This window comes from Sphingobium terrigena (assembly GCF_003591655.1).
GTDB lineage: Bacteria > Pseudomonadota > Alphaproteobacteria > Sphingomonadales > Sphingomonadaceae > Sphingobium > Sphingobium terrigena.
The window spans coordinates 1-18,439 of sequence record NZ_QVRA01000046.1 but is presented as its reverse complement, the minus strand read 5'-3'; the positions used below and the strand labels follow the sequence as shown (position 1 = coordinate 18,439).

22 protein-coding genes are annotated in these 18,439 nt (G+C 63.1%); 13 read left to right on the top strand and 9 right to left on the bottom strand.

Annotated features, from left to right (window positions below):
- The first annotated feature begins 254 nt into the window (after positions 1-254).
- Entirely contained in the window at positions 255-455 is a 201-nt protein-coding gene (locus tag D0Z70_RS23410; protein WP_239019109.1) for a HigA family addiction module antitoxin, read from the top strand.
- A 273-nt stretch (positions 456-728) separates the two neighbouring features.
- Positions 729-1,436, top strand: a complete 708-nt coding sequence (locus tag D0Z70_RS24725) for a toll/interleukin-1 receptor domain-containing protein (protein WP_147418831.1) — start codon at positions 729-731, stop codon at positions 1,434-1,436.
- 88 nt (positions 1,437-1,524) lie between these two features.
- On the opposite strand, the gene ahpF is transcribed toward D0Z70_RS24725, so the two are convergent.
- From ahpF to ispH, 6 genes are all read right to left on the bottom strand, one after another.
- The gene (ahpF, locus tag D0Z70_RS23395) at positions 1,525-3,105 is read right to left on the bottom strand and encodes an alkyl hydroperoxide reductase subunit F (RefSeq protein ID WP_119750525.1); all 1,581 of its coding nucleotides are present in this window, start codon (positions 3,103-3,105) and stop codon (positions 1,525-1,527) included.
- Between the two features lie 213 nt (positions 3,106-3,318).
- Positions 3,319-3,882, bottom strand: coding sequence for an alkyl hydroperoxide reductase subunit C (gene ahpC / locus D0Z70_RS23390; RefSeq protein ID WP_119750523.1), 564 nt, complete (start codon positions 3,880-3,882; stop codon positions 3,319-3,321).
- Positions 3,883-3,988: 106 nt separating this feature from the next.
- The gene (betI, locus tag D0Z70_RS23385) at positions 3,989-4,678 is read right to left on the bottom strand and encodes a transcriptional regulator BetI (protein WP_119750521.1); all 690 of its coding nucleotides are present in this window, start codon (positions 4,676-4,678) and stop codon (positions 3,989-3,991) included.
- 73 nt (positions 4,679-4,751) lie between these two features.
- Positions 4,752-5,198, bottom strand: coding sequence for a ribonuclease HI (gene rnhA / locus D0Z70_RS23380; protein WP_119750519.1), 447 nt, complete (start codon positions 5,196-5,198; stop codon positions 4,752-4,754).
- A gap of 60 nt (positions 5,199-5,258) precedes the next feature.
- The gene (gene thrB, locus D0Z70_RS23375; protein WP_119750517.1) at positions 5,259-6,236 is read right to left on the bottom strand and encodes a homoserine kinase; all 978 of its coding nucleotides are present in this window, start codon (positions 6,234-6,236) and stop codon (positions 5,259-5,261) included.
- A gap of 3 nt (positions 6,237-6,239) precedes the next feature.
- Entirely contained in the window at positions 6,240-7,199 is a 960-nt protein-coding gene (gene ispH, locus D0Z70_RS23370; RefSeq protein ID WP_119750515.1) for a 4-hydroxy-3-methylbut-2-enyl diphosphate reductase, read from the bottom strand.
- Between the two features lie 183 nt (positions 7,200-7,382).
- Here ispH and D0Z70_RS23365 point away from each other — a divergent pair, with 183 nt between their 5' ends.
- The 11 genes from D0Z70_RS23365 (at position 7,383) to tatC (ending at position 16,492) form a co-directional block, all read left to right on the top strand.
- Positions 7,383-7,991 carry a hypothetical protein gene (locus D0Z70_RS23365; RefSeq protein ID WP_119750533.1) on the top strand — a complete coding sequence of 203 codons (609 nt, stop codon included), beginning with the start codon at positions 7,383-7,385 and terminating at the stop codon, positions 7,989-7,991.
- A gap of 153 nt (positions 7,992-8,144) precedes the next feature.
- The gene (gene argS / locus D0Z70_RS23360; RefSeq protein WP_119750531.1) at positions 8,145-9,872 is read left to right on the top strand and encodes an arginine--tRNA ligase; all 1,728 of its coding nucleotides are present in this window, start codon (positions 8,145-8,147) and stop codon (positions 9,870-9,872) included.
- 13 nt (positions 9,873-9,885) lie between these two features.
- Positions 9,886-10,608 carry an SPOR domain-containing protein gene (locus D0Z70_RS23355; RefSeq protein WP_119750512.1) on the top strand — a complete coding sequence of 241 codons (723 nt, stop codon included), beginning with the start codon at positions 9,886-9,888 and terminating at the stop codon, positions 10,606-10,608.
- Between the two features lie 49 nt (positions 10,609-10,657).
- On the top strand, positions 10,658-11,206 hold the full coding sequence (locus D0Z70_RS23350; RefSeq protein ID WP_119750510.1) for a TetR family transcriptional regulator: 549 nt from the start codon (positions 10,658-10,660) through the stop codon (positions 11,204-11,206).
- A gap of 86 nt (positions 11,207-11,292) precedes the next feature.
- Positions 11,293-12,348 (top strand): Rieske 2Fe-2S domain-containing protein, encoded by a 1,056-nt coding sequence (locus tag D0Z70_RS23345; protein ID WP_119750508.1) that lies wholly within the window; start codon positions 11,293-11,295, stop codon positions 12,346-12,348.
- 56 nt (positions 12,349-12,404) lie between these two features.
- Positions 12,405-13,418 carry a beta-N-acetylhexosaminidase gene (nagZ, locus tag D0Z70_RS23340; protein WP_119750506.1) on the top strand — a complete coding sequence of 338 codons (1,014 nt, stop codon included), beginning with the start codon at positions 12,405-12,407 and terminating at the stop codon, positions 13,416-13,418.
- Positions 13,419-13,635: 217 nt separating this feature from the next.
- Positions 13,636-14,412: a segregation and condensation protein A gene (locus D0Z70_RS23335; protein ID WP_119750504.1), complete on the top strand. Its 777-nt coding sequence runs from the start codon at positions 13,636-13,638 to the stop codon at positions 14,410-14,412.
- Complete coding sequence (gene scpB / locus D0Z70_RS23330; RefSeq protein ID WP_119750502.1) at positions 14,409-15,002, top strand: SMC-Scp complex subunit ScpB; 594 nt, start codon at positions 14,409-14,411, stop codon at positions 15,000-15,002. Before D0Z70_RS23335 ends, scpB begins: the two co-directional genes overlap by 4 nt.
- Before the next feature lie 28 nt (positions 15,003-15,030).
- Positions 15,031-15,270 (top strand): twin-arginine translocase TatA/TatE family subunit, encoded by a 240-nt coding sequence (locus tag D0Z70_RS23325; RefSeq protein WP_119750500.1) that lies wholly within the window; start codon positions 15,031-15,033, stop codon positions 15,268-15,270.
- Between the two features lie 32 nt (positions 15,271-15,302).
- On the top strand, positions 15,303-15,716 hold the full coding sequence (tatB, locus tag D0Z70_RS23320) for a Sec-independent protein translocase protein TatB (RefSeq protein ID WP_119750498.1): 414 nt from the start codon (positions 15,303-15,305) through the stop codon (positions 15,714-15,716).
- Complete coding sequence (gene tatC / locus D0Z70_RS23315) at positions 15,713-16,492, top strand: twin-arginine translocase subunit TatC (protein ID WP_119750496.1); 780 nt, start codon at positions 15,713-15,715, stop codon at positions 16,490-16,492. Before tatB ends, tatC begins: the two co-directional genes overlap by 4 nt.
- A 72-nt stretch (positions 16,493-16,564) precedes the next feature.
- On the opposite strand, the gene D0Z70_RS23310 is transcribed toward tatC, so the two are convergent.
- The 3 genes from D0Z70_RS23310 to D0Z70_RS24720 all read right to left on the bottom strand — a co-directional run bounded on the left by D0Z70_RS23310 (position 16,565) and on the right by D0Z70_RS24720 (position 18,402).
- On the bottom strand, positions 16,565-16,693 hold the full coding sequence (locus D0Z70_RS23310; protein ID WP_119750494.1) for an entericidin A/B family lipoprotein: 129 nt from the start codon (positions 16,691-16,693) through the stop codon (positions 16,565-16,567).
- A 345-nt stretch (positions 16,694-17,038) separates the two neighbouring features.
- Positions 17,039-17,989: a cell wall hydrolase gene (locus D0Z70_RS23305; RefSeq protein ID WP_119750492.1), complete on the bottom strand. Its 951-nt coding sequence runs from the start codon at positions 17,987-17,989 to the stop codon at positions 17,039-17,041.
- Between the two features lie 197 nt (positions 17,990-18,186).
- The gene (locus tag D0Z70_RS24720; RefSeq protein ID WP_147418830.1) at positions 18,187-18,402 is read right to left on the bottom strand and encodes a hypothetical protein; all 216 of its coding nucleotides are present in this window, start codon (positions 18,400-18,402) and stop codon (positions 18,187-18,189) included.
- Positions 18,403-18,439 lie beyond the last annotated feature (37 nt).

Sequence of the window (18,439 nt, the reverse complement as noted above, 5' to 3'; positions counted from 1 at the left end):
TTCTGTCGTCGGTCATCGTCTTCTTCTCCAGGTTCGAGTTCGCATCCGAACCCTACCAGAAGATCGACGGTGGCCACCCTTCTCAGGAAAACCTTCCTACACCACCCCGTGGGACACGACCGAAATGGATGCTGAGCCGAAGGCCAGCGCAGCTAAATAAATTCAGCCTGACGAGGTGAAATGAGGTGCGTTTCCTTGCGATAGCTTTGGTAAAGGCAAGGGGTCTGATAACAGCCACCATTGAGGCCATGACGATGATGCATAACCCTCCCCATCCCGGCGAACTGCTGCGTGATGAAGTCACTATGGCGCTCGGCCTGTCCGTCACCGAAGCAGCCAGCCGTCTCGCCATGTCGCGCGTCGCCCTGTCGCGCGTGCTGAATGGCAAAGCGGCGATCAGCCCCGATCTGGCCCTGCGGCTGGAACAGGCGGGCACCAGCACCGCGCGCGCATGACTGGCCATGCAGGCCAATTACGACCTGTGGCGCGCGCGTGAGCATGGGCAGCCGGCTGTGCGGCGGTTGCAGGAAGCGGCTTGAGGCGAAATGCCGGAGATGTTGATCGCCCCGCGCGGAGAATAGGCGAACGCGGCGACATGCGAGCGCGGCGCTGGAGATTAGCACGGATATTTTCGGGCTATGGAGCCCACGCTCGGCGAATAGTAACCTGCAATTAGGAAAACAGACTGCTATGGAGTTCTACATTGAGAAATTTGCAAGGGGGCAAGATTGGCGAAGGCAACAACAGTTAGAAAACCGAGAGTTAGGCGCAGTTACCGGCAGCTTTTTCTCGATGCGTTGGAAAAGCAGTCACAAGGTGAGCAAACGCTGATTGCTAACCAAGTACTTCGAGATGCGCTCGGCTGGGAGGACGCGCTCTATCGTCGAATAAAAGGTGAACTTGTCAGCGAAAGAGAGATCATAGTCGGTCGCGGGAGAGGCGGAAGTGTCGGACTTGCTTCTGCCCCAGGCGAAGCCCCGGCGAAAGCGTTGCAAATTTTTGTTTCATATTCGCATCAAGATGAAAAAATGAAAGATGAACTTATAAAGCATCTCTCACCTCTCAAGAGGCTCAATCTTATAGATGCTTGGCATGATCGAAAAATAAGCGCTGGTGACAAATGGGATGTATCAATCAGTGACGCGTTGCAAAGTGCAGATATAATTCTTCTACTTGTTAGTATAGATTTTATAAATTCTAAATATTGCTACGATATTGAAATGGAATCCGCATTACAGCGTGAACGTGTTGGCGATGTGGTAGTTATTCCGGTGATTGCTCGTAATTGTATGTGGAAAACAACCGAATTCGCTCGATTGCAGGCAACGCCTACGGACGGTAAGGCGATCGCCTCTTGGCCCGATCAGGATGAGGCTCTGACGACGGTGGCTGAACGTGTCCGCGAGGTTGCGGAGCGACTGATGGCGGAGCGTTGATCTGCTTGGTAGCCCCACAAAAAAACGGCCGACCCGTCCCCGGATCGGCCGCTTCACATATGTCCAGCTCGCCGTCGGACTCACCCCGTCATGCCGCCTGTGCCGCCTCCTCACTCGCGGGCAAACGGATCAGATAGTCGAACGCCGACAGGCCCGCCGTTGACCCCGCGCCCATGGCGATGACGATCTGCTTGTAGGGGACCGTCGTGCAATCCCCTGCCGCAAACACACCCGGCACGCTGGTTTCGCCGCGGGCGTCGATTTCGATTTCGCCGCGGGGGGAGAGGGCGACCGTGTCCTTGAGCCATTCGGTGTTGGGGACCAGGCCGATCTGGACGAAGATGCCTTCCAGTTCCACGTCATGTTCGGTGCCGCTGTTGCGGTCCTTGTAGGACAGGCCGGTGACCCGTTCGCCATTGCCGTCGACCTTGCTGGTCAGGGCCGAGGTGATGATCTTGACGTTGGGCAGGCTGGCGAGCTTGCGTTGCAGGACCGCGTCGGCGCGCAGCTGGCTGTCAAATTCGATCAGCGTCACATGGGCAACGATGCCGGCCAGATCGATCGCGGCTTCGACGCCGCTATTGCCGCCGCCGATCACCGCGACGCGCTTGCCCTTGAACAGGGGGCCGTCGCAATGGGGGCAATAGGCCACGCCCTTGTTGCGATACTCGTCCTCGCCCGGCACGCCCATCTGCCGCCAGCGCGCGCCGGTGGAGAGGATGAGGGTGCGGCCTTTCAGCGACGCGCCGTTTTCCAGCACGACCTCATGATAGCCGCCTTCGGTGCGGGCGGGGATCAGCTTCGTCGCCTTTTGCAGGTTCATGATCTCGACATCATAATCCTTCACATGGGCTTCGAGCGCCGACGCCAGCTTTGGCCCTTCGGTATGGCTGACCGAGATGAAATTCTCGATCGCCATTGTGTCCAGCACCTGGCCCCCGAAGCGTTCGGCGGCGACGCCGGTGCGGATGCCCTTGCGCGCGGCATAGATGGCCGCCGCCGCGCCCGCAGGCCCGCCGCCGACGATCAGCACCTCGAACGGCTCCTGTTTCCTGATCTTCTCGGCGGCGCGGGTGGCGGCGCCGCTGTCGATCTTCGCGACGATCTGTTCCAGTTCCATGCGGCCCGAACCAAAGGGTTCGCCGTTCAGGAAGATGGTGGGGACAGCCATCACCTTGCGGGCGTCCACTTCCGCCTTGAACAGCGCGCCGTCGATGGCGACGTGGCTGATGCGGGGGTTGAGGACGCTCATCAGGTTCAATGCCTGCACCACGTCCGGGCAATTCTGGCAGGAGAGGGAGAAATAGGTTTCAAAGGCGAAGTCGCCGTCCAGCCCCTTGACCTGTTCGATCAGGTCCTGCGCGGCCTTTGACGGATGGCCGCCGACCTGGAGCAGGGCGAGGACGAGGCTGGTGAATTCATGGCCCATCGGGATGCCGGCAAAGCGGACGCCGATGTCGGTGCCGGTGCGGCGGATCATGAAGCTGGGGGTGCGCTTGTCCGCGCCCGTAACCACGGTCACCTTGTCCGACAGGTCGGCGATTTCGTTGAGCAATTCGCCCAGTTCGCGCGACTTTGCGCCATCATCCAGCGACGCCACCAGCTCGATCGGCTGGGTGATGTTCGCCAGATAGCCCTTGAGCTGTCCTTTGAGATTTGCGTCCAACATCGTTCTGGCTCCGTTGCGTGGATGAGGGGGCCGCCCTGCACTTCCCAAGGGGAGGGGACAGGGAAAAGCGCAAGACGGCCCGCCGCCGGGGATGGTGCGACCCAAAGACCCCGGATGGAAAAAGCATATGTCTGTATAAAAGGGTGGCCTGGCCCGCCGGGTTCCGCGCCTCTTGCGGGAACCCGGCGGGCCTTTACGCGGCCAGGCGTCTGATTAGATCTTGCCGACCAGGTCGAGCGAGGGGGCGAGGGTTTCTTCGCCTTCTTCCCACTTGGCGGGGCAGACTTCACCGGGGTGCGCAGCGACATACTGGGCAGCCTTGACCTTGCGCAGCAGTTCGGTGGCGTTGCGGCCAACGCCTTCGGAGGTGATTTCCATGAACTGGATCACGCCTTCGGGATCGACCAGGAAGGTCGCGCGGTCAGCGAGGCCAACGCCGGGGCGCATCACGTCGAAATTGTTGGTGATCGTGCCCGACTGGTCACCCAGCATATAATAGTTGATCTTGCCGATGGCGGGCGAGGTGTCGTGCCAGGCCTTGTGGCTGAAATGGGTGTCGGTCGAGACCGAATAGACTTCGACATTGAGACCCTGCAGCGTCGGGTAGATGCTGGCCAGATCTTCCAGCTCGGTCGGGCAGACGAAGGTGAAGTCGGCGGGGTAGAAGAAGAAGATCGCCCACTTGCCCTTCACGTCCGCGTCGGTGACGTCGACGAACTTGCCTTCCTTATAGGCGGTCGCGGCGAACGGCTTGATGGTGGTGTTGATAAGAGCCATGGGCTTGTCAGGTCCTTCTGAGGGGTTGCTGTTGCCGACCCCATGTAGGGTAGAGGTCGAGTCGAGGGAAATTGGTTTTCTCGGACTTGGATAGTGAGAAAAACGATCACGGCCTGACGGATTGATCGACCCAATCACCGCGTCCCGCGTCCCCCCTCCACTGGCCCAATGCGAGCATCATGGCGCGTTCGACCATCGCTTGCGCTTCTTCGGCGGAGAAGGTGGTCGGATCGAGGCAGATTTCCAGCCACAGGCCATCGACCAGCGCGGTCAGGCTGATCGCGGCGAGGCGGGCGCGTTCGGGCGGCATTTCTGGGACGATGACCCGCAGCAATGTTTCGAGCTGGGCGCGGGTGCTGCCATAAACGTCGGCGTGGATGGCGGCAATCTTGGCGTCGGTCTTGACCAGGCTCCAGAAGGCGGTCCAGGTCGCGAGCAGATCGGGATCGAGGATGGGCGCGCGGAAATTGGCCTGGAGGCAGGCGCGCAACTGGTCGCGCGGATCGTCGCCCGCTTCCTCGACCGCCTGCTCCAACGCGGCGGAGACTCGCGCCCCGACATCCTCATAGGTGGCGACGATCAGCGCATCGACCCCATCGAAATAATGGGTGAGCAGGCCCGACGACACGCCTGCGCGGGCGCAGATGGCGCGGACTGAGGTGCCAGCGACGCCTTTGTCGGCCAGGCAGCGCGCCGTCGCCTCGATCAAGGCCTGGCGTCGCACGTCCGCTGTCTCGCGAATGAAGCGCGCTCTGGGTTTGGAAATTACGCTACGTTTTACTGGTTTTTCTGTCATTTTGTCCCCCGAAACCTCTCTTTGCGGTCTCGCAGCGCGGCTGGCAAGATAGGCCGTTGCTTGGGATATGTCTCTAGCGGCGAAAACTGTCGGCGGCGGCACTGGCCAGGCGGTCGGCGCGCTCATTTTCCGGGTGGCCGGCATGGCCCTTGACCCATTTCCAGGTCACTTGATGAGGGGCGGCGGCTTTCAGCAGCGCCTGCCAGATTTCGACATTCTTGACCGGCTTGTTGTCCGCGGTGCGCCAGCCCTTCTTCTGCCAGCCGAACACCCATTTGGTGATACCGTCCATGACATATTTGCTGTCGGTGTGGAGCGTGACGCGGCAGGGTTTTTTGAGCGCATTGAGCGCCTCGACCGCGGCCATCATCTCCATGCGGTTGTTGGTGGTGAGCGCTTCGCCGCCCGACATTTCCTTTTCCGTTTCGCCAAAGCGCAGCACTGCGCCCCAGCCGCCAGGGCCGGGGTTGCCCTTGCACGCGCCGTCGGTGAAAATGTCGACTGTGGGGGTATCGGTCATTATTAGCCTTGCACTGCCAGTCGGTTTCTCGACTTCGCTCGAAACGAACGGATGTTGGAGTTAGGCGCCCAGCAGGTCCGCCGGGTTGGCGCTGGCGTAGAAATCGAGGCGGCGCAGATAGGCAAGCGGGTCCTTGCGAGTCACCAGCGCGTCGGGCGGCGTGTTGATCCAGTCATAGGCGCGGGTCAGCAGGAAGCGCAGCGCTGCGCCCCGACACAGGATCGGGAAGGCGGCGCGTTCCGCATCGGTGAGGCCGTGGGCGGATTCGTACCCCGCGCCCAGCGCCGCCGCGCGATCGGCAAAGAAGGTCGCGCCGTCATGGCTGAACACCCAGGCGCTGTGGGTGATGGCGAGGTCATAGGCGCGAATGTCGGTGCAACTGAAGTAGAAGTCGATGAGGCCCGTGACCTGATCGCCCAGCATCAGCACATTGTCGGGGAAGAGATCGGCATGGATGACGCTGCGGGGCAGGTCCGTGGGCCAATGGGCGTCGAGAAAGGCGAGTTCGTCGCGGACGCGGACGGCAAGGCCTGGTGCGATCTGCTCGAAATCCTCGCCGCATCTGGCCGCCAGATCATGCCAGCCTGCCAGGTCCAGCGTGTTGCGCCGTTCCAGCGGAAAGCCCTCGGCTGCGCGATGCAGCTCGCCCAGCGCCGAGCCGGTTGCGCGGGCTTGCTCCGGGGTCGGTTCAGTGAGCGAAATGCCGGTCAGAAATTCAATGAGGCAGGCGGGGCGACCCGACAAGGTCTGGAGTCGCTGGCCGTCCCGGTCGGCGATGAAGCGCGGAACGAGGCAGCCGCGCGCGCCCAGATGATCGAGCAGGTCCATGAAGAAGGGCAGGTCCGCTTCATCCACCCGCTTTTCATAGAGGGTCAGGATATAGCGGTGGCCGGAGCCATCATGGCCGGTGGTTTCCAGCAGATAATTGCTATTCTCCACCCCTTCGGCAATGCCCTTGGCCGACACGAGGCGGCCTGCGTCATAGCGGGTGAGGAAGGCATCGATCTCTTCGGCAGGGACGTGGGTATAGACGGCCATGGCTCAGGCTGCTTCCAGCCCGCGTGGCAGTTTGAAGGCGATGGTTTCGCGCGCGGTTTCGACCTGCTCCTCGGTCACGGTGAAGCGGGTCGCGATGGCGTCAACCACTTCGCGCACCAGCACTTCAGGCGCGGAAGCGCCAGCGGTGAGGCCCAGCGTGGTGACGCCTTCAAGCCAGGCAAAGTCGATCTCGTCCGCGCGCTGGATCAGGCGGGCGGGGGTGCCTTCGCGTTCGGCCACTTCGACCAGCCGCAGCGAATTGGAGCTGTTGGGCGCGCCGATGACATAGAGCGCGTCGCAGCGCGGCGCGATCGCCTTCACCGATGTCTGGCGGTTGGAGGTGGCATAGCAAATATCCTCCCCCTTGGGCGCGACGATCGACGGGAAGCGATCCAGCAGGGTGGCAACGATCGCGGCGGTGTCATCGACCGACAGGGTGGTCTGGGTCAGGAAGGCGAGGTCGGCGGGATCGGCGGGGGTGAAGGCCAGCGCATCCTCGACCGTCTCGATCAGCGTCATGGTGCCGTCCGGCACCTGGCCGAAGGTGCCGATGACTTCGGGATGCCCCTTATGCCCGATGAACAAGATGTGGCGGCCATCCTTGACCTGCCGTTCGGCCTGACGATGGACCTTGCTGACCAGCGGGCAGGTGGCGTCGAGATAGGAGAGGCCGCGTTCCTCCGCCTTGGCCGGCACTGCCTTGGGTACGCCATGGGCGGAAAAGACGACCGGCACGCCGTCCGGCACCTGATCCAGTTCCTCGACGAAGATCGCGCCCTTGGCCTTCAGGCTGTCGACGACATATTTGTTATGGACGATTTCATGGCGGACATAGACCGGCGCGCCATAGGTTTCGATCGCCCGTTCGACGATGATGATGGCGCGGTCGACCCCGGCGCAGAAACCGCGCGGGGCGGCGATCAAAAGGGTCATGGGCGGGCGGGCGGCGGCGCTGTCGGTCATGGCTTTGCGCTTAGGCGAATGTGGGCCGGGAGGAAAGCCGCTTCCTTGCGGTTGCGCGCAGCGCGGGGGATGGATAAGGAAGCGCAAAGCTTCTGGCCGACGGGCCATGCCAAGGAATGTCTGCCTGTGCCAAGAAACATCTGCCTGTCTCGTACTGCCCTCACCCGCATCATGACGACCGGCATGTTGGCGCTGGCCCTGGCCGGTTGTTCGCGCCGGGGTGAAATCGACGCGACCGGCGGCATTGTCGCGGTGCGCTCTGCCTGCCCGACCGCAGCGGTGCCAGCCTATACCGGCGACATCACCCTGTTCAATCCGGCGCAGAGCCGCGACGCAGCGGCGATCGACGTAGTGGCGGACATCACCAATTTGCGGTCGACCTGCGCCGATGGCGCGCAATATTATACCGAAGCCAGCTTCACCGTGAACGCCCGGCGCAGCGACGCCAGCGTGGCGCGGCAGGTGACCCTGCCCTATTTTTCCGCCGTGGTGCGGGGCGGCAATACTGTCGTCGCCAAGCGGGTTGGCCAGGTGACGCTGAACTTTGCCGCGGGCGACTATCGCGCCAGCGCGCAGGCGAAGGCCGGTTCCTATGTCGACAAGGCGTCGGCATCGCTGCCCGCCGACATTCAGGCCAAGATCACGCAGAAGCGCAAGGCGGGCGATGCGGATGCCGCGATCGATCCCTTCGCCCAGCCCGATGTCAAGGCGGCGCTGCTGCGAACCAGCTTTGAGTTGCTTGTTGGGTTCAACCTGACCCAGGACCAGCTCAAATATAATGCGACCCGCTAAAGCCCGTTACATATTTCCGTTCGGGCTGAGCGAAGTCGAAGCCTGCCACTGAGCGGAGCGAAGTGCCTTCACTCCGTTCAGGTTGAAACGAGTCCCGTGCCTCGTTTCAACCTTCGACTTCGCTCAGGACGAACGGTGTTGAAGGAAATGTCCGTGTCCCTCTATACCCGTTTCACCGCCCATCTCGACACTGTGCTGGACATATTGGAGGCCGACGGCGTCCTGCCCGCCGGCCTTAATCGCAAGGCGGTGACAGTCGAGCCGCCGCGCGATGCGTCCCATGGCGATCTGGCGACCAATGCCGCGATGGTGCTCGCCAAGCCTGCGGGGACGAACCCGCGCGCGCTGGCTGAGGCGATCGTCGACAAGCTGGAGGGGCTGACCGAAGTGGCGCGTGCGTCGATCGCCGGGCCGGGCTTCATCAACCTGACGCTGACCGATGTGACATGGCGTTCGGAACTCGCCGTGCTGGCGGCAGAGGGCGACGATTATGGCCGGTCGACCGTCGGCGCGGGCGTTACCGTCAATGTCGAATATGTCTCCGCCAATCCGACCGGTCCGATGCATATGGGCCATTGCCGGGGCGCGGTGGTGGGCGATGCGCTCGCAACCCTGCTGGAATATGCCGGGCATAAGGTGATCCGCGAATATTATATCAATGATGCGGGCGGGCAGGTGGACGTTCTCGCCCGGTCAGCGCATCTGCGGTATCGCGAGGCACTGGGCGAAGATGTCGGCGCGGTGCCCGAAGGCCTGTATCCGGGCGACTATCTGGTGCCGGTGGGGCAGGCGCTTGCTGCCGAATATGGCGACCGGTTCGTCGGCGCGCCGGAGGCCGACTGGCTGGTGACGTTCCGCAGCTTTGCGGTCGCCAAGATGATGGACATGATCCGCGCCGATCTGGCGCTGCTGGGCATCCATCACGACATCTTCGCGTCCGAGGCGGAATTGCAGGCGGCGGGCAAGCCCGACGAGGCCGAAGCCTGGCTGCGGGCGCAGGATCTGGTCTATGACGGTGTGCTGGAAGCGCCCAAGGGCGAATTGCCCGACGATTGGGAGCCGGTGGTGCTGCCGCTGTTCCGGTCGACCAAATTTGGCGACGATCAGGACCGGCCGATCAAGAAGTCGAACGGCAGCTGGACCTATTTCGGGGCCGACATGGCCTATCATTATCAGAAGGCGCAGAGCGCGGACCAACTGATCGACATCTGGGGCGCGGACCATGCCGGCACGGTCAAGCGCATCCAGGCGGCGGTCGCGGCGCTGACGGAGGGCAAGGCGCGCTTCGACGTCAAGCTCATTCAGATGGTGCGGCTGCTGCGCGATGGTGAGCCGGTGAAAATGTCCAAGCGGGCGGGCAATTTCGTGACGCTGGCCGATGTCGTGGGCGAAGTGGGCAAGGATGTCGTCCGCTTCACCATGCTGACGCGCAAGGCCGATGCGCAGATGGATTTCGATTTCGCCAAGGTGGTGGAGGCGTCCAAGGACAATCCGGTCTTTTATGTCCAATATGCCCATGCGCGCATTTCATCGCTGGGGCGCAAGGCGGAAGAGGCGGGGATCGTGTTGCCTGCGCCCGACCTGTCCCTGCTTGGGACAGCGGAGCTGGGGCTGATCAAACTGGCGGCGCAGTTCCCGCGCGTGGTCGAAGGGGCGGCGCTGACCCGTGAGCCGCATAGAGTTGCCTTCTATCTCAATGACTTGGCGTCCGCCTTCCATGGCTGGTGGAATATGGGCAATGATGATCCGCGCGCGCGCGTCATCCTGGCCGATGATCCGGCGCTGACCGCGTCGCGGCTTTTCCTGGCGCAGGGAATAGGGCAGATTATCCGCAATGGCCTGGCCCTGATGGGCGTGACGGCACTGACAGAGCTGAACTAGAGAGACGCGGACGATGGGCGACTATGCACGGGACCGGCTGGATTTTGACGATGAGGACCGGCTGCCCTGGCTGGAGCCTGCGGTCGATGAGGAGGATGAGGACAGCATCTCGCCGTTGCGGCTGCTGGGTCTGATCCTGCTGGGTCTTGTCCTGATCGGCGCGGTCGTGGCTGGCATCTGGTGGGCGCAGAATCGCAATGGCGCGGGGCTGGCAGGCGAAGGCCAGCTGATCGCTGCGCCTGCGGACAATTACAAGATCGCCGCCAATGAAGCGGATGCCAAGAAGTTCGATGGCGAAGGCGATGCGAGCTTTGCCGCGAGCGAAGGCGTGCTGCGCGACGGGCGGATCGACGCCAGCCGCGTGCCGGAAGCGCCGATCACCAAGACCGCGCCCGCGCCGACCGGGACCAAGCCGGTCGTGCCAGCCAAGCCCGCGCAAAGCGTGAGCGCGCGCGTCACCGACGAAACCGGCGATCGCGCAGCCGTGGCGCCCAAGACAGCACCGGGCGGCGCGCTGATCCAGCTGGGTGCCTATGGCAGCGCGGCGGGGGCCAAGGATGCCTGGACCCGGCTGTCCAAGCGCTTTGCCTATCTTGCGCCGCTGGCAATGATCGTCGAACCGGCGGAAGTCGGCGGAAGCACCGTCTATCGCTTGCGGGCGAGCGCGGGCGGGCAGGCCAGCCTGATCTGCGGCAAGCTGAAAGTAGCCGGCGAAAGCTGCATGGTGGTCAACTGAGCCTTCGCCTTGCGATGGACATAGGCGTCATGCTGCCCGAAGGAAGGGCATGACCGAACGGAAACTGACCCGCGCGACAATCGCGGCGGCGGCGCTGGATGTGCTGAACGAACAGGGGCTGGACCAGCTGAGCCTGCGCAAGGTCGCGGCGCGACTCGATGTCAAAGCGCCGTCGCTTTACTGGCACGTCGCGGACAAGAATATGCTGCTGGCGCTGCTGGCTGAAAGCATCTTCACTGATTGCCTGACCAAAATCCCGGCCTGCACCGATTGGCGCGACTGGTTGCGCGGGTTCGGCATGGCGCTGTGGCAGGCCCAGAATGCGACGCGCGATGCGGGACGGCTGATCCTGGGCGCGGGACAGCCGATAGACGTGCTGGAAGCGATGCAGGAGGCGACCGCTGCGCCACTGGTTGCGCTGGGGCTGGCACCGGAGCGTGCGATCATGATGCAGGCGTCGGTGCAGGCGCTGGTCACCGGCTGGACCACCTTCGCCCAAGGGCCGAACGCGGCCTATCTACAATCCCGATTGCCGATCGACACGGCGTTTGCCGAGGGGCTGGATGCCCTGATCCATGGGCTTGATCCTGCTCCCTAACGATGTTAGACTAACACTGTTAGTTTAACCGGGTCGGCATCGATCGCGACACGCGGCGAAGCGGGCCTTTGTCAGGGAGAGATGTCATGTATCCGTTTCGGGAAGGGTCTTTTGCCGTCCGCAATGGCTGGTATGTTGCCGCGTTTCGTAACGAACTGGGCCGCGATCTGCTGGCGCGGACGATCCTGAACCAGCCGGTCGTCCTCTATCGCAAGGAAGATGGCGAGGCGGTTGCGGTTGGCGGGCGCTGTCCGCACCGGCATTTCCCCTTGGGCAAAAGCTGCCTGAAGGGCGATGCGATCGTCTGTGGCTATCATGGCATCGCTTTTGGCGCGGATGGCCAATGCGTCGATATTCCGTCGCAGGATGTCGTCCCGCGCGCCTACAAAATCCCGACCTATCCACTGGTCGAACATGGGCTGTGGGCGTGGATCTGGATGGGGGACGCGGACAAGGCCGATGTCGCGCTGCTGCCGGACCTGGAGGAGATTGGCGTCACGGCGGCGGGCATGACGGCGCGGCCATTCTATGTGCAGGAGGTGCAGGGACGCTACCAGCTGCTCAACGACAATCTGCTCGATCTGTCGCACCTCGCCTTCCTCCACGCCAGCAGCATTGGCACGGTGGAGAATGCGCAGGCGCCCGAAGAGCTGGTCAAGCGCCCCGGATTTCTGAGTTGCCGCCGGTACATCCGCAATGCCGACGCGCCGGCGGTGATGGCGGCGAGCGGGCGTTATGCGGGCAAGATCGACCGGGTGACGGGGATGGATTTCTATCTGCCGGGCTTTCATGCGGGGATTGGCGACATGGCCTATCCGCAGGACCACCCCGAACATCCCGGCGAAACGATCGTGACCAGCCGGGTCTATCATGCCGTCACGCCCGCGACGCCGGGCAGTTGCATCTATTTCTTTGCCATGGCGTCCGAGGATGTGGAGGGCATGGATTTCATGTTCGATTATCTGAGGCCCGTGCTGGACGAGGACAAGTTCGCGACCGAAGAGATTGAGAAGATGCTGGCGATCATCGGTGAAAATCCCGACGAACTGCTGATCAAGACCGATCGCAACGCGGTGGAGGGGCGGCGTATGTTGCAGGCGATGATGGACGCGGAACGGAGGGAGGCGGCGGAGGCAGCCTGATCGCAGCCGGGCAATTCGCCTTCGACAGGGGCGGCACCAGGCGCTACCATTGGCCCATGAAACCCGTCATCTTCGGCCTGTCCGGCGCAACCCTGACCCCTGACGAGCGCGCGTTTTTCGCCGACTCACAACCGGCTGGTTATATCCTGTTCCGGCGCAATATCGTCGATCGGGCGCAGCTGCGCGCGCTGACCGATGATTTGCGGGCGTTGCATGGGCGGGACGACCTGCTGATCATGATCGATCAGGAGGGTGGCCGGGTGGCGCGGATGCAGGCACCGGTCTGGCCGGCCTTTCCGGCGGGTGCGCTGTTCGACCGGCTCTATGACGTCGCGCCGTCGAGCGCGATCGCGGCGGCGCGCGCCAATGCCCGTGCGATTGCGCTGACGCTGGCGGAGGTCGGCATCACGGTCGATGCGCTGCCGCTGCTGGACGTGCGGCAGGCGGACGCGAGCGACATTATGGGCGATCGCACATTGGGCGCGGAGCCGATGCGGGTCGCGGCGCTGGGGCGGGCGACGCTGGAAGGGCTGGCCGATGGCGGCGTGGTCGGCATCGTCAAGCATATGCCGGGCCATGGCCGCGCGCTGGTCGACAGCCATCTGGAACTGCCGGTGGTGCGCGCGGAGCCGCAAGCGCTGGCGACCGACCTGCAACCGTTCGAGCGGTTGCGCGACGCGCCGATGGGGATGACCGCGCATGTCGTTTACACGGCCTGGGACGCGGAGCGCCCGGCCAGCCTGTCCCCGACGGTGATCGAGGAGATTATCCGCGGGCGAATCGGCTTTGACGGGCTGTTGATGTCGGACGATCTGGACATGAAGGCGTTGCAGGGCAGCATTCCCGATCTGGCGGCGGGCGTGGTTGCGGCGGGATGCGATCTGGCGCTCAATTGCTGGGGACGGATGGACGATATGGTCGGGATTGCCGATCGGCTGCCGGAGATCACGGAAGCGGGCCGGGCGCGGCTCGACCGGGCGATGGCGTCAGTGGCGCGCGGCGGGGATCAGCCGGAACTGGCGGAATTGCTGGCGACGCGGGACAGTCTGCTGGGGTTGGTTGCGGCTTGAGAGGCGAACTCGAAAATTCCTCCCATAGGGGGAGGACTATTGCGCATGACGTTCGGTTATCCCTCCAACGTCATGCTGAATTTATTTCAGCATCCATTTCTCGTCACAAGCAACTGTGTGAGCTGGAAAAATGGATCCTGAAACAAGTTCAGGATGACGGTGAAATAGAGGGCTGTTTCATATGCCATAACCCTGGCCCATGGGGGAGGGACTAGACGTGGACGACCTGTTCATTGCGCCCGCTATCCCAAGCCCCGACACGCTGACCGTCAGCTTCGACGCATGGGAAGGACCGCTTGATCTGTTGCTGACGCTGGCGCGGTCGCAGAAGGTGGATTTGCGCGAGATTTCGATCCTGGCGCTGACCGAGCAATATCTGCAATTTATCGACGGTGCGCGACAGTTGAAGCTGGAGCTGGCGGCGGATTATCTGGTGATGGCGGCGTGGCTGGCTTACCTAAAATCCGCCTTGCTGCTGCCGCGTCAGGAGCAGGCCGATCCCAGCCCCGAAGAACTGGCGTTGCGGCTGCAATTGCGGCTCCAGCGGCTGCACGCGATGCGCGATGCGGCGGCGCGGCTGATGGCGCGCGACCGGGTGGGGCGTGATGTGTTCGTGCGGCGCAAGCCCGAAGGGCTGCGGCTGGTGCGCAAGGCCAAGTGGCAGGCGAGCCTCTATGACCTGATCCAGTCCTATGGCCAGATTCGCGCCCGGACCCAGCCTGCCGTCCATGTGATTGCGGTGCGGCCGGTGATGACGCTGGACGAGGCGATCCAGCGGGTTGGCGCGCTGGTCGGCGCGGCGATCGACTGGACGCGGCTGGAGGCGTTTTTGCCCACGGGACTCGACAGCGCCAAGGCGAAGTCGGCGCTGGCGAGCAGTTTCGTCGCGGCGCTGGAGCTGGCGCGGCAGGGGCGGCTGGAAATCCAGCAGGACGGGATTTTCCAGCCCATCTATCTGCGTGCCGGGGTGCCGGACAGGGGAGCGAAGGCATGAACGGGGAACCGGACGATTATCTGCGTGCGGTCGAGGCGGCCCTGTTCGTGGCCGAAGCGCCGCTGACGCCCGCCGAATTGCGGCTGCATGTCGGCGATGCGGGCGATCTGGCGGCGGTGCTCCGGCAATTGACCGACGAATATGCCGGGCGCGGCATCAATCTGGTCGAGCGGGGCGGGCGCTGGCATTTCCAGACGGCGGCGGACCTGGCCCATATCTTGCGACGCGAGAAGGATGAGGCGCGCAAATTGTCGCGGGCGGCGATGGAGACGCTGGCGATCATCGCCTATCATGAGCCGGTCAGCCGGGCCGAGATAGAGGCGATCCGCGGCGTGCAGGTGGCCAAGGGGACGCTGGACGTGCTGATGGAAGCAGGATGGGTGCGGCCAGCGGGACGGCGCGAGGTGCCGGGCCGGCCGCTTATCTATGCGACGACCGTAGATTTTCTGTCACATTTCGGGCTTAGCAGCCGCCGTGACCTGCCCGGTATCGACGATCTGCGCGCGGCCGGGCTGCTCGATCCGGTCGATTTGGCGCTGGAGGGTCTGGGCGGGCAATCCGTTCTGGAAAATGACGATGATGTGGCCTAGATAGGCTGCCTTACTGGAGTATATTATCATGGGTTCCTTCTCGCTGATGCACTGGGTGATCGTGCTCCTGGTCGTCATGCTGCTGTTCGGTGGCGGCCGGATTTCCGGCCTGATGGGTGACGTGGCCAAGGGTATCAAGAGCTTCAAGAAGGGCATGGCCGACGATGACGACGTCGCCACCCCGGCCAAGCCCGCGACCCGGCTGGAAGGCCATCGCGTGCCCGAACAGGATGCGACCGCTGCTACCGAAGAAAAGACCAAGGCCTGACGCTCAGGCGCCGGGTGGTAGGGTAGCCACGCATGTTTGGTATCGATTCGACCGAGTTCCTGCTGATCGTCATCGTTGCGGTGATCGTGATCGGGCCGAAGGACTTGCCGCGCGCGCTCTACAAGGTGGGGCAGATCGTCGGCAAGGCGCAGGGCATGGCGCGCCATTTCCGCACTGGCCTGGACGCCATGGTGCGCGAGGTCGAGCTGGAGGAGCTGGAGAAGAAGTGGGCCGCGCAGAACAAGCGGATCATGGACGAGCATCCGCCAGAGGTGGCTGCGCCTGCGATGGAAGCGCTGCCTGCGCCTGAGGGAGACGCTGAGGCAGCGCCTGACGGGCCGCCGCCCTTCGTGGCGCAGTCCGCGCCCGTGGCGTCGGCGACCGATGCGCCGCCCTATCTGGCCGGGGAAGCGGCGGCGGACGGCAAGAGCGGGTCGGCGGCATGATCGGCGATATTGACGAGAGCAAGGCGCCTTTGCTCGACCATCTGATCGAGTTGCGCGGGCGATTATTGAAATGCGTCTATGCGCTGGTGCTGACAGGCGCGATCTGTTTCTATTTTTCCGAGCAATTGTTCGCCATTCTGGTCCATCCGCTCAAGGAAGCCTTTGGCGATGCGGGCGGCAAGCTGGTCTATACCAAGCTGTATGAGGCGTTTTTCGTGCAGGTGAAGATCGCCTTTTTCGGGGCTTTCTGCCTGTCCTTCCCGATCATCGCCAACCAGCTATGGGCGTTCGTTGCGCCGGGCCTTTATGCCAAGGAAAAGAAGGCGCTGTTGCCCTTCATTTTGGCGACGCCCTTCCTGTTCGGTCTGGGCGCAAGCCTGGCCTATTTCGTGGTGATGCCGACCGCCTTCCACTTCTTTCTGGAGTTTCAGGGCAATAGCAGCGGCTTGCAGGTCGAGGCCTTGCCGAGCGCGGACGCCTATCTGGGGCTGGTGATGCAGTTCATCCTGGCGTTCGGGATCAGTTTTCTGATGCCGGTGCTGCTGATGCTGCTCAACCGGGCCGGGTTCGTCAGCAGGGCGCAGCTCATCGGCCTGCGCCGTTATATGATCGTGGCGGCCTTCATCGTCGCGGCAGTGCTGACCCCGCCCGATGTCGTGTCGCAGCTGATGCTCGCGATTCCGCTGCTGCTGCTCTACGAGATCACGATCGTTGCGATCTGGTTCACCGACCGGCGGCAGGCGAAGATACAGGAAGCCGAAGAAGCGTCGGCCTGAAACAAAAAGCGGCCCGCCTTTTTGAGGGGCGGGCCGATGCTTGGGAGTCGGGTAGTCTGAACGCGGAAGGGGTCAGTCGGCCGCCTTTTCCACAGCCGCGCCCGCGCTCTGCACGTCGCGGCCAGCGCCTTCGACGGTGTTACAAGCGGCGACCATCAGCGAACCGGTGAGCAGCAGGGCTGCGAGAATCTTTTTCGTCATCGAAACTCTCCTTGAGAAACGTGCGACCGCATGGGGTGAGCCATACCAGTGACGAAAGACAGAACCCGCCGATGAAGCAAGCGTTCCGGTTGTGGAAAATTTAATGATTTCAAGAAGAAAAACGCCCAAAAAAATCTGAGCCCGGAACGCGTCGGGGGGGGGAGGCGTTCCGGGCTCATATTGTGTGGATAGCAAGAGCGGGGGGCAAAAGATTTGCTATCCGAAGTGAAGAACCCACGATGTCGTATTTCGGTTCCCGCAATCTTCAAAAAAAGCGCATTTTTAATCCCGCGCGATTCCAGATATTTGGCTGGTATCGCGGGCGTTAACCGCAAAAAAGTTGGCTCAGACGATCGGGCGGCCGCTGTTGCGATATTCCGGGCGGATGGTGGATTCCGGCAGATTGTCGTCACGATTGGCCGGGGCCGGGCGGATCACGGGGGCGGTCCAGCCGGTCGATGGCACGGGGGGAGCGGCGCTGCTGAAAGGCGCGACAAGCGCCTCGACGGGAGCGACCGGCTTGGCGGGCCAGACCCGGCGTGCCGGGCCGGATATGGTTTCGCGCCCCAGATAGGCGGCGCGGAAGGCGGCGGGGGTGCCGTTATAGCCGGGATTGCGGTAGAAGATGTGCGCGCCGATGACCGCGACCGGGTGCAGGCTGGACGACCAGTTGGGGCGCACCGCCAGCGTGTGATAATGGGTGGCAAGGCCCACCGGCGCATAAACGCGGCCCGCCAGCGCATCCTGCGCCACGCGGCGCGCACGCACCCATTGGGCGGCGGCAGGCAGGCGCGCCATTGCACCGTCGCAGCTGAAGGTGAACTGGCATTTATAGTCGCTACGTTCCGACCCTTCATACACGACGCCGCACACCGTGTCGGGCCAGAGCTGGCTGCGCACGCGGTTGAGGACCACTTGCGCGACGGCGCGCTGGCCATCGTCCGGCTCGTTCCCGGCTTCATAATAGATGGCCGATGTCAGGCAGTTGAGCGCGCGATAGCTGTCGAGGCCGGTGATGCCGCGAAAGATGGCGGCAGGCGCGGCCTGTACCTCGTCCAGCCCCATGACATGCTCGCTCTGCACGGTCAGCGCGCCGGGGACGGGATCAAACGCGCCTTCTGCGAAGAAGAAGGCGGAGCCGGGGAAGTTGGCGGTGGCCTCTTCAGCTGGGTCGTCCTGGGCGTGATGCCCGTCCAGCATGTCGAGCGGGGCGGCGGTGATGAAGCGCGGCGCGACGAGCGCGGCAAGGACAAGCGCGATGATGCTGCTGCGTCCTTTCCAACCCATCGCCTGCATGTGAAGCCCTCATGTGCCGCGACCCGCTGTCGCCCATGTCGCCCATAGACGCATTTCCTTTCCACTTCCTCCCCGGATTCACCCCTGTGCCGCGATGGGACAGGCAGAGGGGCAGGGGTTAACGCGGCGGTGAAACAGCAAGATCCCCCCCTGCAAGGCAGGGCTATCGCATATGACGTTCCGTTATCCCTCCAACGTCATGCTGAACTCGTTTCAGCATCCATCATGCCCCAAAAGCCGCAGTTCGAGACGAGAAATGGATCCTGAAATAAATTCAGGATGACGATGAAGGAGGGAGCAGTTTCATTGCGATAGCCCTGCCTTGCCGAGACCTTTGCGTAAGCGGCGATTTGGCCGGGCGGGTTGGTTATGGTTGTTGGTTGCGCGCGGCTATGCGGTGATTGAGCCATCATGGGCAGGGTTTTAGGCTGTCACTAGCGCGTGGACGTA